General features: G+C 42.2%; 15 protein-coding genes. 5 read left to right on the forward strand and 10 right to left on the reverse strand.

From position 1 onward, the window contains the following. Window positions 1-62: 62 nt before the first annotated feature. The 3 genes from MK405_RS04555 to cshA all read right to left on the reverse strand — a co-directional run bounded on the left by MK405_RS04555 (window position 63) and on the right by cshA (window position 3,285). Window positions 63-638 (reverse strand): cysteine hydrolase family protein, encoded by a 576-nt coding sequence (locus MK405_RS04555; protein ID WP_001029642.1) that lies wholly within the window; start codon window positions 636-638, stop codon window positions 63-65. After that, entirely contained in the window at window positions 638-1,426 is a 789-nt protein-coding gene (codY, locus tag MK405_RS04560) for a GTP-sensing pleiotropic transcriptional regulator CodY (protein WP_033605952.1), read from the reverse strand. The genes MK405_RS04555 and codY overlap by 1 nt, the downstream gene beginning before the upstream one ends. A 281-nt stretch (window positions 1,427-1,707) precedes the next feature. Continuing rightward, a complete protein-coding gene (gene cshA, locus MK405_RS04565) occupies window positions 1,708-3,285 on the reverse strand; it encodes a degradosome RNA helicase CshA (protein WP_061597883.1) in 1,578 nt (525 codons plus the stop codon). 349 nt (window positions 3,286-3,634) lie between these two features. Between cshA and MK405_RS04570 the strand changes: the two genes are divergently transcribed. The 5 genes from MK405_RS04570 to MK405_RS04590 all read left to right on the forward strand — a co-directional run bounded on the left by MK405_RS04570 (window position 3,635) and on the right by MK405_RS04590 (window position 9,846). Next, the gene (locus MK405_RS04570) at window positions 3,635-4,951 is read left to right on the forward strand and encodes an FAD-containing oxidoreductase (protein WP_268704433.1); all 1,317 of its coding nucleotides are present in this window, start codon (window positions 3,635-3,637) and stop codon (window positions 4,949-4,951) included. Window positions 4,952-5,115: 164 nt separating this feature from the next. Continuing rightward, window positions 5,116-6,321 (forward strand): hypothetical protein, encoded by a 1,206-nt coding sequence (locus MK405_RS04575; RefSeq protein WP_268704434.1) that lies wholly within the window; start codon window positions 5,116-5,118, stop codon window positions 6,319-6,321. Between the two features lie 189 nt (window positions 6,322-6,510). After that, window positions 6,511-7,854 (forward strand): lipid II isoglutaminyl synthase subunit MurT, encoded by a 1,344-nt coding sequence (gene murT, locus MK405_RS04580; RefSeq protein ID WP_268704435.1) that lies wholly within the window; start codon window positions 6,511-6,513, stop codon window positions 7,852-7,854. Further along, window positions 7,854-8,636 carry a lipid II isoglutaminyl synthase subunit GatD gene (gatD, locus tag MK405_RS04585; RefSeq protein ID WP_042902571.1) on the forward strand — a complete coding sequence of 261 codons (783 nt, stop codon included), beginning with the start codon at window positions 7,854-7,856 and terminating at the stop codon, window positions 8,634-8,636. The genes murT and gatD overlap by 1 nt, the downstream gene beginning before the upstream one ends. 127 nt (window positions 8,637-8,763) lie before the next feature. After that, the gene (locus tag MK405_RS04590) at window positions 8,764-9,846 is read left to right on the forward strand and encodes a M24 family metallopeptidase (protein WP_268704436.1); all 1,083 of its coding nucleotides are present in this window, start codon (window positions 8,764-8,766) and stop codon (window positions 9,844-9,846) included. A gap of 40 nt (window positions 9,847-9,886) precedes the next feature. Here MK405_RS04590 and MK405_RS04595 read toward each other — a convergent pair whose 3' ends face one another. From MK405_RS04595 to MK405_RS04625, 7 genes are all read right to left on the reverse strand, one after another. Further along, window positions 9,887-10,348 (reverse strand): ECF transporter S component, encoded by a 462-nt coding sequence (locus MK405_RS04595; protein WP_109289739.1) that lies wholly within the window; start codon window positions 10,346-10,348, stop codon window positions 9,887-9,889. Beyond that, window positions 10,326-11,099, reverse strand: a complete 774-nt coding sequence (locus tag MK405_RS04600) for a bifunctional hydroxymethylpyrimidine kinase/phosphomethylpyrimidine kinase (protein ID WP_268704437.1) — start codon at window positions 11,097-11,099, stop codon at window positions 10,326-10,328. The genes MK405_RS04595 and MK405_RS04600 overlap by 23 nt, the downstream gene beginning before the upstream one ends. Continuing rightward, window positions 11,089-11,838 carry a tRNA pseudouridine(38-40) synthase TruA gene (gene truA, locus MK405_RS04605; RefSeq protein ID WP_268704438.1) on the reverse strand — a complete coding sequence of 250 codons (750 nt, stop codon included), beginning with the start codon at window positions 11,836-11,838 and terminating at the stop codon, window positions 11,089-11,091. The genes MK405_RS04600 and truA overlap by 11 nt, the downstream gene beginning before the upstream one ends. 99 nt (window positions 11,839-11,937) lie before the next feature. Then, window positions 11,938-13,089 carry an MFS transporter gene (locus tag MK405_RS04610; protein ID WP_268704439.1) on the reverse strand — a complete coding sequence of 384 codons (1,152 nt, stop codon included), beginning with the start codon at window positions 13,087-13,089 and terminating at the stop codon, window positions 11,938-11,940. 112 nt (window positions 13,090-13,201) lie between these two features. Then, entirely contained in the window at window positions 13,202-13,825 is a 624-nt protein-coding gene (locus MK405_RS04615) for a Pr6Pr family membrane protein (protein ID WP_268704440.1), read from the reverse strand. Between the two features lie 2 nt (window positions 13,826-13,827). Next, window positions 13,828-14,166 carry a zinc ribbon domain-containing protein YjdM gene (locus MK405_RS04620; RefSeq protein ID WP_001061598.1) on the reverse strand — a complete coding sequence of 113 codons (339 nt, stop codon included), beginning with the start codon at window positions 14,164-14,166 and terminating at the stop codon, window positions 13,828-13,830. Between the two features lie 210 nt (window positions 14,167-14,376). Beyond that, complete coding sequence (locus MK405_RS04625; RefSeq protein ID WP_061597893.1) at window positions 14,377-14,895, reverse strand: Dps family protein; 519 nt, start codon at window positions 14,893-14,895, stop codon at window positions 14,377-14,379. Window positions 14,896-14,917: the final 22 nt, after the last annotated feature.

Genomic DNA, 14,917 nt, shown 5'->3' on the forward strand with positions numbered 1-14,917 from the left:
ATATCAACTTTCAAAATCTTTGTCAACACTTTTTTCAGATTTTTTTCATTTTTCCAAGGGAATTATTCTTGGATTTCAGCCAGATTTTCATCCAGCAACTTGGCTCCCAAAGTGTTCTTAAAATGACCAAGAGCAAACTGATGATTTTCTGGCCAAATAGAGGCAACTGCAGGCTTGACAATCTCGATTTGATAACCTAAATTATAGGCATCAATAGCCGTATGAAGAACGCAAATGTCAGTCAGTACACCGGTCAAAATGACTGTATCTACACGACGTTCTCGCAAGCGGATATCTAGGTCCGTACCTGAAAATGCTGAATAGTGACGCTTGTCTATCCAAAAGACGCGACTATCCGCCTCATGCTCAGCATAAAAGCCAGCTAGGGGGCCATAGAGGTTACGGCCACTAGTCCCGATGATGTTGTGTGGCGGAAAGAGCTTGCTTTCTGGGTGGAATGTATCCTTCTCTTCATGGGCATCAATGGTGAAAAAGATATAGTCCCCACGATCAAAAGCTAATCTGGTTACTCGATTAATTGCCTCTGATATGGCTTGAGCAGGTGCCCCTGCAGTCAGCTTTCCATGGTCTGCTACGAAATCCTCTGTATAGTCAATTGAGATTAAAGCCTTTGCCATTAGTAGTCCCTCTTTTTCACTTCCTCAAAAATATCAGCAATTAGAACTTTGAGATAAGTCCCCTTCATTCCGAGTGAACGGCTCTCAATAATTCCTGCTGACTCCAGTTTACGAAGCGCATTGACAATCACCGAGCGTGTAATGCCAATACGGTCTGCAATAACAGATGCAGTCAACTGTCCTTCATTTCCATCCAATTCAGCTAAAATAGCTGATACGGCACGAAGTTCTGAATAAGAAAGGGTATTGACCGCCATGGTAACAGCAGTACGACGACGAATATTTTTCTCATCCTCTTCACGTTGGAAGTTCAAGAGTTGAATCCCTACCACCGTGCTCGCAATCTCGACAAGGATCAAATCTTCATCTTCAAATTTCTTATCATTGCGCCAAATGATCAACGAACCTAGGCGAATCCCTGACACATGAATCGGAGCAATGGTCGTCAAACCATCTGGAAAATCCGCACGGCTCTCTACAGGGAAAATGGTCAAATCATGTTCAACAGGAAGGTTGGCTTCCGTATCATAGATCATGTTTGCACCTTGAATATAATCATCTGGAAAAATCTTAGTTTGAAAAAACTGCTCTACACGATCTGTATTCGTTTTATAACGCATGAAGTAGCCTAAAAGGCGCCCCTTGCTATTCACAATACAAGCGTTACAATCAATAATATCTGCCAACTGGCGTGTAATCGCATTATAGGGAAGTTCATCTTGAAGTTGCTCCTCTGAGCGTTTCAAAATAGAAGTAATTTTTCTTGTTTTTTCTAATAAATGTGCCATTTTTTACCTCGCATTTAATCGCTACCATTATAACATAAAGAGCGTGAATTTTCAATTATTATCTGAAAATTGCTTATTTAATTACAATTTTGAACAGCAAAAATATTTTAGAAAAAAAGCAATTTTTTATTGACATCCTATTTTATTTTTGATATTATAACATTATAAGAAGATGACATGGTAAATCCCTTTCCGTTTCACCTATCCTTTACTATCACCATCTTCTTTTACTATCGGTCTCCTTATATATAAAAGCGATTCACAGTGTGAATCGCTTTTTTCTATTTGTCTCCTTTGTTACGAATAACAAAGCCGGTCTTCTTTTCGCTTGAAGTGTTGCGAGGTTTTTTATTGTCTTTATTACGGTAACGTCTGTCTTTATCAAAACGGTCGTTTCCACGACTACCTTTTTTGAACTCATCACGACGACCATTGCCACGGCGATCACGGTCTCGACGGTCATCCCCACGACGGCCTCCACGACCTCCCTTAGCTTTACCACCGAAGCTATTACCTGATGGTTTAAATGGCAGTGGTTTTTCACGCGCAATCTCCACTTCAGGAAGGCTGTCTGGATCTTGGACTGTCAGATTCAAGATATACATAGCCAATTCTTCTGGACTGAATTCTGCTGCTAACTTACGAGCATCTTTAGCAAATTTCTCAAAGTTCCCACGAATGGCTTCGTCTGCGAAGTCTCGTTCGATTTTCTTGAGCGCTACTTGTTTCTTAGCTTGGAAGGCTTCTTCTGCTGTTGCTGGTTTCAAGCCTTTCATGCGTTTCTTAGTCAAGTTTTCGATGATTTGAAGGTAGCCCATTTCATTTGGTGCTACGAAAGTAATAGATTGACCTGACTTACCAGCACGACCTGTACGACCGATACGGTGAACGTAACTTTCAGGATCTTGTGGAATATCGTAGTTGTAGACATGGGTCACACCTGAGATATCCAAACCACGTGCTGCCACGTCAGTCGCAACTAGAACATCAAGATTCCCATTTTTAAAATCACGAAGGACACGAAGACGTTTATTTTGGTCTAAGTCACCATGAATTCCTTCAGCACGGAAGCCACGGATCTTCAGTCCACGAGTCAATTCATCTACACGGCGTTTGGTACGACCAAATACAATAGCAAGCTCAGGTTGTTCCACATCCATAAGACGTGTCATAGTATCAAATTTTTCTTGTTCCTTGACACGGATATAGTACTGATCAACCAGCTCTGTTGTCAATTCCTTGGCAGCAATCTTGACATGCTCAGGGTCCTTCATAAACTGAACACCGATACGTTTGATAGCATCTGGCATAGTTGCTGAAAAGAGTAAGGTTTGACGACTTTCAGGGACACGAGAGATAATAGCTTCGATGTCTTCAAGAAAGCCCATGTTGAGCATTTCGTCCGCTTCATCAAGGATGAGGGTTTCAATATCGTGCAATTTCAAAGCCTTGCGTTTGATCAAGTCCAAGAGACGACCTGGTGTTCCTACAACGATATGAGCACCCGACTTAAGGGCTTTGATTTGTTTTTCAATGCTGGAACCACCGTAAACTGAGCGAACTTTCACTCCCTTGCTACGACCAAAGCGGAAGAGTTCTTCTTGACTTTGAACAGCGAGTTCACGAGTTGGAGCGATGACCAAGGCTTGAATAGTTGCTTCTTCTGTACGGATTTTTTCAAGGGTTGGTAAGCCAAAGGCCGCGGTTTTCCCTGTACCAGTCTGGGCTTGACCGATAACGTCTTTCCCCTCAAGAGCCAATGGAATGGTCTGTTCTTGGATGGGACTTGCTTCTACAAATCCAGCTTTTTCAATCTCTGCTAGCAATTCAGCAGACAAGTTAAATTCATTAAATTTCACGTTTTTCTTCTTTCTAAAGGTGGTGCGAAGCCACCCTATAGGGCTTTAGTTTATACTTTTCTTTTCATGATGTATCTTCTTAAAAAACGAGATACCGTGTTGCTTCTTTTCCACGAAAGAAAAGTACGAGTTTCTTTGCAACCTATCTAGTATAACACAAGAGCGGGGCAAAAGATAGTCTAACCACTTGATTAAAACATGTAAACGATTTTCTAGCTGTAAAGTAGCCTGAAACTTGTTTATCAAAGGATTTGAAGGGACCATTTCAAACTTACTTCATTTCCCGTAGCAGATTTGTGCAAAAGTTTTTTTCTTGTGCTAGAATTAAATCAAATAGGAGGATTTAAAAATGTTAACATACGATTTAATTGTCATTGGATTTGGTAAAGCCGGTAAGACTTTGGCTGCTAAGATGAATGCGGCTGGAAAAAAAGTTGCTGTCATCGAGCGCAGTAAAGCGATGTATGGTGGTACTTGTATCAACATCGGATGTATCCCAACTAAAACCTTGCTAGTTGCTGCTGAGAAAAATTTGTCTTTTGAAGAAGTCATTGCTACCAAAAATACTATCACTAGTCGCCTCAATGGTAAAAACTATGCTACTGTTGCTGGTACAGGTGTGGATATCTTTGATGCGGAAGCTCACTTCCTTTCAAACAAAGTCATCGAAATCCAAGCTGGTGACGAAAAACAAGAACTGACTGCTGAAACTATCGTTATCAATACCGGTGCTGTTTCTAACGTCTTGCCAATCCCCGGACTTGCTACAAGCAAAAACGTCTTTGACTCAACAGGTATCCAAAATTTGGACAAATTGCCTGAAAAGCTCGGTGTCCTTGGTGGCGGAAATATCGGTCTTGAATTTGCAGGTCTTTACAACAAACTTGGAAGCAAAGTTACAGTCCTAGATGCCTTGGATACTTTCCTACCTCGTGCAGAACCTTCCATCGCAGCTCTTGCTAAACAATACATGGAAGAAGACGGAATTGAACTGCTTCAAAACATCCGTACTACTGAAATCAAAAACGACGGTGACCAAGTTCTCGTCGTAACTGAAAACGAAACTTACCGTTTTGATGCCCTTCTCTACGCAACTGGACGTAAACCAAACGTAGAACCACTTCAACTTGAAAATACCGATATTGAACTAACGGAACGTGGTGCTATCAAGGTCGACAAACATTGTCAAACAAACGTTCCTGGTGTCTTTGCAGTTGGAGATGTCAACGGTGGCCTTCAATTCACTTACATTTCACTTGATGATTTCCGCGTTGTCTACAGCTACCTTGCTGGAGATGGCAGCTACACACTTGAAGACCGTCTCAATGTACCAAACACCATGTTCATCACACCTGCACTTTCACAAGTTGGTTTGACGGAAAGCCAAGCAGCAGATTTGAAACTTCCATACGCCGTTAAGGAAATCCCTGTTGCAGCAATGCCTCGTGGTCACGTAAACGGAGACCTTCGTGGAGCTTTCAAAGCTGTTGTGAATACTGAAACTAAAGAAATTCTCGGTGCAACTATCTTCTCAGAAGGTTCTCAAGAAATCATTAACATCATCACTGTTGCGATGGACAACAAGATTCCTTATACTTACTTCACAAAACAAATCTTCACTCACCCAACCTTGGCTGAGAACTTGAATGACTTGTTTGCGATTTAAGTTTTCAGATATTCTCCACAAGACAAGCATCCATTTTGGTGTTTGTCTTTTTCTATCCAGTCCATAGTTTCCTTGCAAGATTATTTGTGCTTTTAGCTGTAAAAGCTTATAATATAGGTGTAGGATGTTGTCTTCATTTTCTGTTCAAAAAGGAGGCTAGTCACATGGGAATGCCAGTTAAATCACCAAAACACTCTCCTTTTTCCTTCCTATACAAAGGAAAAAGTACGGCTATGAAAACACTGGTTTTCTGTGTCAGTATAGTCTTCATTTTTCTCCTACTTTGCTGGGTACTTTTTCGCTTGATTTTACCTCAAAAACAGCGATTCACAGTCAATCAAGCTGCTGAGTTTTATCTTGTCAATTCAAAATCTATTCAAAGTTATCAGTTGCAAAACGATCAGTTTCAGCTCATAAAGACTGAGGATTTCTCCATTGCAGAAGATGTCAATTTCTGGTTTCCTCAGGGACGGTTTGACAATCGCTATCTCGTCTTCTCATCTGGAAATACCAGAGGGAAGGCATCCACTCAGAACATCGTATCCCTTGACTTTCAGACAGGGGACATCCGGAAAACTTCAACTCCCTTCTATGCTTATTCGGGAGCTGGAGTATCAGACAAGTTCTTCTACACAGGCCAAACTACAACTGAGGATGGGGTGCTCAGTATGTTTGACACCTCAGGAAAGCTGATTACTCAGAAAACATTCTCCGAATCCACTTCCTTTCCAATCCAGTTCCATGGTAGAGGGAATCGCCTCTATCTCGGTTTGGGGTTTCATGATGAGCCTCGCCAACGACCCGCTTTAGTGTTTGATGGATATTTAGTTGAATTAGACGAAAATGACCAACTAAAAGAATTGTCTCGCACACCTCTGACAAGCGAAGGAAAGATCGTTGAAATGTTGACTTCTTCTGAATTAATCGGTGACAATTATTACAGTAGCGTTGCTTATACCCGAAATACGGAAACCTTTTCTAAGGATCCAGACAATCGCATACTTGTCATGAACTTGTCTAGGAAGGAAAAGCACTTCATCACGCTACCAGAGAACAATCCCAATCTTCTTTATAAAACACCGAAAGAAGACCGATTGATTGTAAAACATGAGGCAGATGGAAATGATCGCTGTGCCTTGTCTATTGTCAATCTCTCTGATGAATCCAGCTATCTAATCAATGTTAGAAAAGATTTACCTGACTCTACCGAAGAGATAATACACATCGATACAAGTTTGACAAACAAGGTATTAGTCGTAACCAATCAACATTTGTTATTGTATTCCTTAGAAAATGGCCAACTTCTAACAAAAACAAATCTGGAACTGAAACAAAACGACTTTCCAATCGCAACTTGGTTTCAGAACTAATCACTCACAGCCCTCTTTGGGCTGTTTTTGTTTCTGCGAAATCTCATACTCTTCGAAAGTCAAATTCAAACTACGTCAGCTTCACCTTGCCGTACTCAAGTACAGCCTGCGGCTAGCTTCCTAGTTTGCTCTTTGATTTTCATTGAGTATCTAATCTGTCTTTTCCCTCTTTTATGATATAATAGAAACATGAAATTAAAAACTACTTTGGGCCTTCTAGCTGGGCGCTCTTCTCACTTCATCTTGAGCCGTCTTGGCCGTGGAAGTACGCTCCCTGGAAAACTCGCCCTTCAATTTGATAAAGATATTCTACAAAATTTAGCTAAGAACTACGAGATTGTCGTGGTCACTGGAACCAATGGCAAAACCCTGACAACTGCCCTCACTGTCGGCATCTTAAAAGAGGTGTATGGTCAGGTTCTGACCAATCCAAGTGGTGCCAACATGATCACAGGGATAACGACAACCTTCTTGACGGCCAAATCCTCTAAAACTGGGAAAAACATTGCCGTTCTCGAAATTGACGAGGCCAGTCTTTCTCGTATCTGTGACTATATCCATCCTAGCCTTTTTGTCATCACTAACATTTTCCGTGACCAGATGGACCGCTACGGTGAGATTTACACAACTTATAACATGATTTTAGATGCCATCCGTAAGGTGCCTACGGCTACTGTTCTCCTCAATGGTGACAGTCCGCTTTTCTACAAGCCAGCTATTCCAAATCCTGTTCAGTATTTTGGTTTTGACTTGGAAAAAGGGCCAGCCCAACTGGCTCACTACAATACCGAAGGTATTCTCTGCCCTGACTGTCAAGGCATCCTCAAATATGAGCACAATACCTATGCTAACTTGGGGGCCTATATCTGTGAAAATTGTGGTTGCAAACGTCCTGACTTGGACTACCGTCTGACAGAATTGGTTGAATTGACTAACAATCGCTCTCGCTTTGTCATTGACGGACAAGAATACGGAATCCAAATCGGTGGGCTCTACAATATCTACAATGCCCTTGCTGCGGTCGCTATTGCCCGTTTCCTCGGTGCCGATTCACAACTCATCAAGCAGGGATTTGACAAAAGCCGTGCTGTCTTTGGACGCCAGGAAACCTTCCATATCGGTGATAAGGAATGCACCCTTGTCTTGATTAAGAATCCAGTCGGTGCAACTCAAGCTATCGAGATGATCAAACTAGCGCCTTGTCCATTTAGCCTATCTGTCCTTCTCAACGCCAACTATGCTGATGGGATTGATACTAGCTGGATCTGGGATGCGGACTTTGAACAAATCACTGACATGGACATTCCTGAAATCAACGCTGGCGGTGTTCGTCATTCTGAAATTGCACGCCGTCTACGAGTGACGGGCTATCCAGCTGATAAAATCACTGAGACAAGCAATCTGGAGCAAGTTCTCAAAACCATCGAGAACCAAGACTGCAAACATGCCTATATTCTGGCTACCTATACTGCTATGCTAGAATTCCGCGAACTGCTGGCTAGTCGTCAGATTGTTAGAAAGGAGATGAACTGATGGTTTATACTTCACTTTCCTCAAAAGCTGGCAACTACCCTTATCAGCTCAACATCGCCCACCTCTATGGAAACCTCATGAATACCTACGGGGACAATGGAAACATCCTTATGCTCAAGTATGTGGCTGAAAAATTGGGGGCTCATGTGACGGTTGACATCGTTTCTCTCCATGATGACTTTGATGAAAACCACTACGATATCACCTTTTTCGGTGGTGGTCAAGACTTTGAACAAAGCATCATCGCAAGCGACCTACCTGCTAAAAAAGAGAGCATTGACAACTACATCCAAAACGACGGAGTAGTTCTAGCCATCTGTGGTGGTTTTCAACTTTTGGGGCAATATTATATTGAAGCTTCAGGCAAACGCATCGAAGGACTCGGTGTCATGGGCCACTATACCCTCAACCAGACCAATAATCGCTTTATCGGTGACATCAAGATTCACAATGAAGATTTCGATGAAACCTACTATGGATTTGAAAATCACCAAGGTCGCACCTTCCTCTCAGATGACCAAAAACCGCTGGGACAGGTGGTCTATGGAAATGGAAATAACGAGGAAAAGGTCGGCGAAGGGGTTCATTATAAGAATGTCTTTGGTTCCTACTTCCACGGACCTATCCTCTCTCGTAATGCCAATCTAGCTTATCGCCTAGTCACTACTGCCCTCAAGAAGAAATACGGTCAGGATATCCAACTCCCTGCCTATGAGGACATCCTCAGTCAAGAAATCGCTGAAGAATACAGTGATGTGAAAAGCAAGGCTGACTTTTCTTAAACTAAGGAAAATTAGATAAAAGAACTCCCTTATCTTGTCGGAGTTCTTTTTGCCTATTCTTTTACCCTTCTCTCTTGCATTTTCTCTCATTTTTTGCCAAAATAGAGGGGTAGAAAGAAGGTAGCATATGTCTAAATTACAACAAATCCTAACATATCTTGAATCAGAAAAACTAGACGTCGCTGTCGTATCTGACCCCGTCACTATTAATTACCTCACTGGCTTTTACAGTGATCCCCATGAACGCCAAATGTTCCTCTTTGTTCTAGCAGATCAGGAACCTCTCCTCTTTGTCCCAGCTCTTGAAGTAGAACGTGCAAGTAGCACCATTTCCTTCCCAGTTGTGGGCTATGTGGATTCTGAAAATCCATGGCAAAAAATCAAAAATGCCTTGCCACAGCACGATTTCAAACGTGTTGCTGTTGAGTTTGACAATCTCATCTTGACCAAATACCATGGTTTGAAAACTGTCTTTGAAACTGCTGAGTTTGAAAACCTCACTCCTCGCATCCAACGCATGCGCCTCATCAAATCAGCTGATGAAGTGCAAAAAATGATGGTTGCAGGGCTCTACGCTGATAAGGCTGTTAAGGTTGGTTTTGACAATATCTCTCTTGATAAAACAGAGACAGATATCATCGCCCAAATCGACTTCGCCTTAAAACGTGAAGGCTATGAAATGAGTTTTGATACCATGGTTTTGACTGGTGACAATGCTGCAAATCCACACGGAATTCCTGGTGCAAACAAGGTCGAAAAAGATGCCCTTCTCCTCTTTGACCTGGGTGTTATGGTCAATGGCTACGCATCAGATATGACTCGTACAGTCGCTGTCGGTAAGCCTGACCAATTCAAGAAAGATATCTATAACTTGACCCTTGAAGCCCAACAAGCTGCCCTTGACTTTATCAAACCTGGTGTGACTGCTCATGAAGTAGACCGCGCTGCCCGTGAAGTCATCGAAAAAGCTGGTTACGGTGAGTACTTCAACCACCGTCTCGGTCACGGTATCGGTATGGATGTCCACGAATTCCCATCTATCATGGAAGGAAACGACATGGTCATCGAAGAAGGCATGTGCTTCTCTGTTGAACCTGGTATCTATATCCCTGGTAAAGTCGGCGTTCGTATCGAAGACTGTGGTGTTGTTACCAAGGATGGCTTTGACCTCTTTACAAGCACCAGCAAAGATTTGCTTTATTTTGATTAAATCTAGACAAGCAAAAAGTCAGCTATTGAAGCTGACTTTTTTATTTTATCTTCTTGACGCTCTGAAAGACTACAAATCCTACAACCATACCCACGATATTTTGCAGGAAATTTGGTAGGATTTCTGGTAGGGCTGCCGCCCAGCCATTCATCAAAGTTGAACCCAAGGCATAGCCCCCTACCATGACAATCGTTGCCAAGATAAGTCCTAACCACTGAGATTTCCCTTTAAATCCTGCGAAAAATCCCTGCAAGCCATGGTTGATCAAGCTAAAGAACATCCACTGAGGGTAGCCTGATAAGAGGTCAATCAAGAAACCTGCTAAACCTCCAACGACAGCCCCCTCTTTACTGCCAAAGTAGAAGGCCGCAAAGAAGATACCCGCATCTAAGAGAGTTAGAATACCTGTTGGTGTCGGGATTTTTAAGAAATAACCTAGAACCACAGAAAGGGCAGTTAATAGAGATACAAGGGCGATTTTAGTTGTTTTGGTTTGCTTCATATTGTCTTACTCCATATTGATCTGCTTGTGCAATAGCACGGTAAACGAAAGCTTTAGAACTCTCTACTGCTGGGAAAAGTTCATCCCCTTTAACCAAGTGACTGGCAATGCTTGAGGCAAAAGTACAACCTGCACCAGCATTTTGTCCTTGGATAACGGGATTTTCTAGGACAGTAAAGGTTCGTCCATCATAAAAGACATCCACAGCCTTGTCCTGACTGAGGCGATTGCCTCCCTTGATAATAACTGCTGGCGCTCCTAAATCATGCAATTTTTGAGCTGCAGCTTTCATGTCTTCCAATGTTTTGATCTCTTGACCCGCTAACAATTCTGCTTCAGGAAGATTTGGCGTAATCACACTGACATGAGGGAAAAAACGAATCAACTCTTGGCAGAGCTCACTAACAGCCACGTCATACGTTTCCTTGCAGACCAAAACGGGGTCCAATATCACAGGCACTCCTGGACGTTGCTTGATAAAGTCCAAGGCCTTCTCAGCCACACTAACAGTAGGGAGAAGGCCAATCTTAATCCCTGCAAACTCGACATCACGCAAGCTATCCAATTCATGTTGAAAAATAGTATCATCCGTAGGAAAGACCTCAAAGCCCTTTTCGGTCAAGGCCGTCAAACAAGTCACTGCTACAAAGCCATGCAAACCGTTCAAGGTATAGGTAGCCAAATCAGCTGACAAACCACCTCCACTAAAAATATCATTCCCAGAAAGGGCTAAAATACGATTATTCTTCATATCGAATCTCCTTCAAATACAAACCATTTGGTGCCGCCGTTGGACCTGCAAGCTGCCTGTCCTTCTTCTCCAAAATCAAGTCAATCTGCTCTACTGGCATTCGGTTATTTCCGATTTTAAGTAGCGTCCCCACCATATTGCGAATCTGCTTATACAAGAATCCATTTCCTGAAAAGGTAAAGGTCAAAAATTGGCCTGTCTCATCGACTGTTAAACTAGCTTCTGTGATGGTGCGAATCTTGTCCTCTACACTGGTTCCAGATGCTGTAAAACCGGTGAAATCATGGGTTCCCTCTAGCTTTTTGATTGCCATCTGCATCCGCTCCACATCAAGCGTATAGGGAAAGTGAGTAGCGTAGTGACGACGCATAGGATTTTTGGGGCGCCCTCTATCCACGATAAACTCATAAGTCTTGCTATGTTTTGCATAACGACAATGAAAATCATCCGCCACAATCTCAATTGAAATCACATCAATATCTTCTGGGGACTGGGTGTCCAAGGCAAAACGGAGTTTTTCCTCATCCATCTGATAGGGCAGATCAAAATGAATGACCTGTCCAAGAGCATGAACCCCACTATCAGTCCTACCAGCACCATGAACAGTGATGGCTTGCCCCTTATTGAGTCTCGTTAAGGTTTTTTCGATTTCCTCTTGAACGCTCCGCGCATGAGGCTGGCGCTGAAAACCGGCAAAGGCAAAACCATCATAAGAAATAGTTGCTTTATATCTCGTCATAACTTCTATTTTATCAGGAAATAAAAGTGTAAACAAGTTTAAAAACCAATAATTGTCTGGGTACAAATTTTCCAGAAAGAAAAACTTAGGAAACCAATCCTAAGCTCTCTTTTGAAGTGCGTACATAACAAAGATAGAAGTGACAATCAACCAGCATCCTAGAATGGTGAAGACCAACATACCGTTTTGAGCTACCAAACCAATCGCTCCAAGAATGAAAGGTGTCGTAAAGGCCCCAAAGCTACATCCTAAAACAGCAAAAGACGTTGCCTGATTAAGGAGCTTGGCTGGGATTCTTTCGGAAAGAAGCTGAAAGACAGTGGTCAAGGCCACACTGTAAGAAAAACCTGCCACAACACTTCCAACTACCATCACACCCAATGACGGAGACAAGGCAATCACAATCTGCCCCAATCCAAAGGTGATACCTGACCAAAGGAGCAACCTTTCTTTAAACAGAGAGATAAAGAAAGAAAAACTCACACCTGCCAAGATACCAATCAACTGCATGATACTTAAAACCAAACTCGATAACTGGGCATCCCCTAGACCTCTTTCCACCATCAGACTAGGAATACGAATGGTGATAGCTGTGTTGGTACAGACAACAACTGCTGCTTCGACAGCCAATAGAAAAATTAGGCCTTTCATCTGTCCTGTCAAACGAGTCGTTTCGGCCTCTTTTTTCTTTGTTTCTTTCTTTTCTTTCCCATAAGGGACAAAGAGCAGATAAAGAATCAATACTAAAAATCCCGCACTGTAGGCCAAGAAGGTCACTGTCCATCCCAAGGATAAGAGTTGACCTACCACTAGAGTCAAAATCGACGCCCCGACAACTTCCGCTGATCCGCGGAGACCCAGCATCTGGATCCGTGTCTTTCCATGATAGCGTTCGCTGATGATGGAAATAGCCTTGGCATTGATCATCCCAACACCCAAGCCAAATAAAATCCGCATAGCAAAGACAAAATTATAATCCTGATACCAGAAGGGAGCTGTTCCACCGATAGAGAGGATGAGAAGTCCCAGACTAATCTGAAGACGCTCAGGAAGCAAACGCTCCAAAAACCCATTTAAAACCAGCATAATCATGATCCCAAAAGAAGGAAGGCTGACCAAGAGCTCGATTTGTTCTTTGGGATAGCCCTGATAGTAGTCAAACATGGCTGGCAGAGCACTTGATATGGAAAAGGAGGTAATCAAAACGAGGGAGAGGGCCAAAATACTAGCCCGTTCTAAAAATTGTTTCATGGATTTTCTTTCTATATATTTCTCACTGTTGATCTTTTTAAAAGGAAGATGGCAAGAAAAGAAGGAGCCCGATTGAACTAGAGACTCCGTCCTAACTTTCCTCATAGGAAGACTATTTTCGCTTGATTTGCTTGATCAGATAGAAGATGAAGCCTGCAACCATATACGCCGCAAAAATGATCAAACACCATTTGATAACCGTGTCCCAACCCTTGTTCACATTTAAAAAGAAATAAGGGAAGGGATTGTCCTTGGAATTCGGAATATTGAGTTTTAAGACCAGGCCGTTAAACAAGGCAAAAATCATATAAACCAAGGGCAAGATGGTCCACAAGACTGGATCCCAGATCTTGTATTGACCCTGTTTATCAAAGAAGAGGGTGTCGGCTAAAAACCAGAGTGGAACGATATAGTGGCAAAGGAAATTTTCCACTCGGTAAAAGTCTGTCGCAATCGGTGCAAGCATAAAATGGTAAATCACACAGGTAATCATGATACTCATGGTAACACCACCCTTAAGACGAAGCAAGGTCGGACTTTGCCAATTTTCACCTGAACGGCTCATCACACGGAGCAGGTAGCCCGTGAAAATCGTTACCAAAAGATTGGACAACACTGTGTAGTAAAGGAGCATACCAAAGCCACCGTGCTTGGTAATCTCCAAATAAACTCCTGTAAATGCCGCTAAGAACAAAAGTACACGACTATAAAAGATAAATTTATAATTCAGTTTCATGGCTAGATTTTCTTAACAAATTCTGACTTGAGTTTCATAGCTCCAAAACCATCAATCTTACAGTCGATGTTGTGGTCACCTTCTACGATACGGATATTTTTAACGCGAGTTCCTTGTTTTAAATCCTTTGGCGCACCTTTTACTTTCAAATCCTTGATAAGAGTTACAGTATCACCGTCAGCCAATTTATTTCCGTTAGCATCGATAGCGACAACACCTTCTTCTACTTCTGCAACTTCAGCAGGATTCCATTCATAGGCACACTCTGGGCAGACCAAGAGATTTCCATCTTCGTAGACATATTCTGAATTACATTTTGGGCAATTTGGTAAATTGTTCATGGGTTCTCCTTATAACATTTCACTATTCTTTGAAAATCAAAATTTCTCTAACAGCAACTATTATACCGTAAAATCCTACTTTTGACAATGTATCCTAAGTCTAGCAGATAAAAAAGTCATGCAACTTTTTACAGTTACATGACTTTTAAAAGATGATTGGTCATGGGCACTTATCAAGCACCTCATGATAAAAGGGATAGCAACTATATTTTACAAACCAGGAGCTTGTCCAAGTTCTGCTGCAAGCATCCAAACTGTTTTCTCAAGTTCAGCCTTAGCACCAACAAAGATATCGTTTGTAACATCATCACCTTCTTCATCAGTCACATCCAAAGCTTTTTGGAAAAGAGCGATGAGGTAGCGATAAATCGCTAGAACACGTTCCAAGCTTTCTTCAACGTTACGGAATTCTCCTTCTTCTTCTTCGATTTCACTGTGTTGAAGGAATTCTGTCAAAGTTGAGTAAGGTTTGCCTCCAAGGGTGATCAAACGTTCGCTGACTTCATCAAGGTAACCATCTAGGCTATCCATGTATTCATCCATCTTAGGATGCCATACTTGGAAACCACGACCACGCATGTACCAGTGAACTTGGTGAAGGGCAATGTGAGCCACATACAAGTCTGCTACTGCTTGGTTAAGCACTTCCTTTGTTTTTGCTAGCGCTTCAGGCGCTGATTTAGATAATGTTGTTACGTCTTTTAATGCATCTTTTTTCAATTCAACCATTTTTTTCACCTCGTAAAATTAT

The organism is Streptococcus oralis, assembly GCF_026782345.1.
GTDB lineage: Bacteria > Bacillota > Bacilli > Lactobacillales > Streptococcaceae > Streptococcus > Streptococcus oralis_CK.

What these genes read in the sequence shown, in the direction of transcription:
- MK405_RS04555 (WP_001029642.1), bottom strand. Translation starts at nt 638, where the DNA reads ATGGCAAAGGCTTTAATCTCAATTGACTATACAGAGGATTTCGTAGCA.
- codY (WP_033605952.1), bottom strand. Translation starts at nt 1,426, where the DNA reads ATGGCACATTTATTAGAAAAAACAAGAAAAATTACTTCTATTTTGAAA.
- MK405_RS04570 (WP_268704433.1), top strand. Translation starts at nt 3,635, where the DNA reads ATGTTAACATACGATTTAATTGTCATTGGATTTGGTAAAGCCGGTAAG.
- MK405_RS04575 (WP_268704434.1), top strand. Translation starts at nt 5,116, where the DNA reads ATGGGAATGCCAGTTAAATCACCAAAACACTCTCCTTTTTCCTTCCTA.
- murT (WP_268704435.1), top strand. Translation starts at nt 6,511, where the DNA reads ATGAAATTAAAAACTACTTTGGGCCTTCTAGCTGGGCGCTCTTCTCAC.
- gatD (WP_042902571.1), top strand. Translation starts at nt 7,854, where the DNA reads ATGGTTTATACTTCACTTTCCTCAAAAGCTGGCAACTACCCTTATCAG.
- MK405_RS04590 (WP_268704436.1), top strand. Translation starts at nt 8,764, where the DNA reads ATGTCTAAATTACAACAAATCCTAACATATCTTGAATCAGAAAAACTA.
- MK405_RS04595 (WP_109289739.1), bottom strand. Translation starts at nt 10,348, where the DNA reads ATGAAGCAAACCAAAACAACTAAAATCGCCCTTGTATCTCTATTAACT.
- MK405_RS04600 (WP_268704437.1), bottom strand. Translation starts at nt 11,099, where the DNA reads ATGAAGAATAATCGTATTTTAGCCCTTTCTGGGAATGATATTTTTAGT.
- truA (WP_268704438.1), bottom strand. Translation starts at nt 11,838, where the DNA reads ATGACGAGATATAAAGCAACTATTTCTTATGATGGTTTTGCCTTTGCC.
- MK405_RS04610 (WP_268704439.1), bottom strand. Translation starts at nt 13,089, where the DNA reads ATGAAACAATTTTTAGAACGGGCTAGTATTTTGGCCCTCTCCCTCGTT.
- MK405_RS04615 (WP_268704440.1), bottom strand. Translation starts at nt 13,825, where the DNA reads ATGAAACTGAATTATAAATTTATCTTTTATAGTCGTGTACTTTTGTTC.
- MK405_RS04620 (WP_001061598.1), bottom strand. Translation starts at nt 14,166, where the DNA reads ATGAACAATTTACCAAATTGCCCAAAATGTAATTCAGAATATGTCTAC.
- MK405_RS04625 (WP_061597893.1), bottom strand. Translation starts at nt 14,895, where the DNA reads ATGGTTGAATTGAAAAAAGATGCATTAAAAGACGTAACAACATTATCT.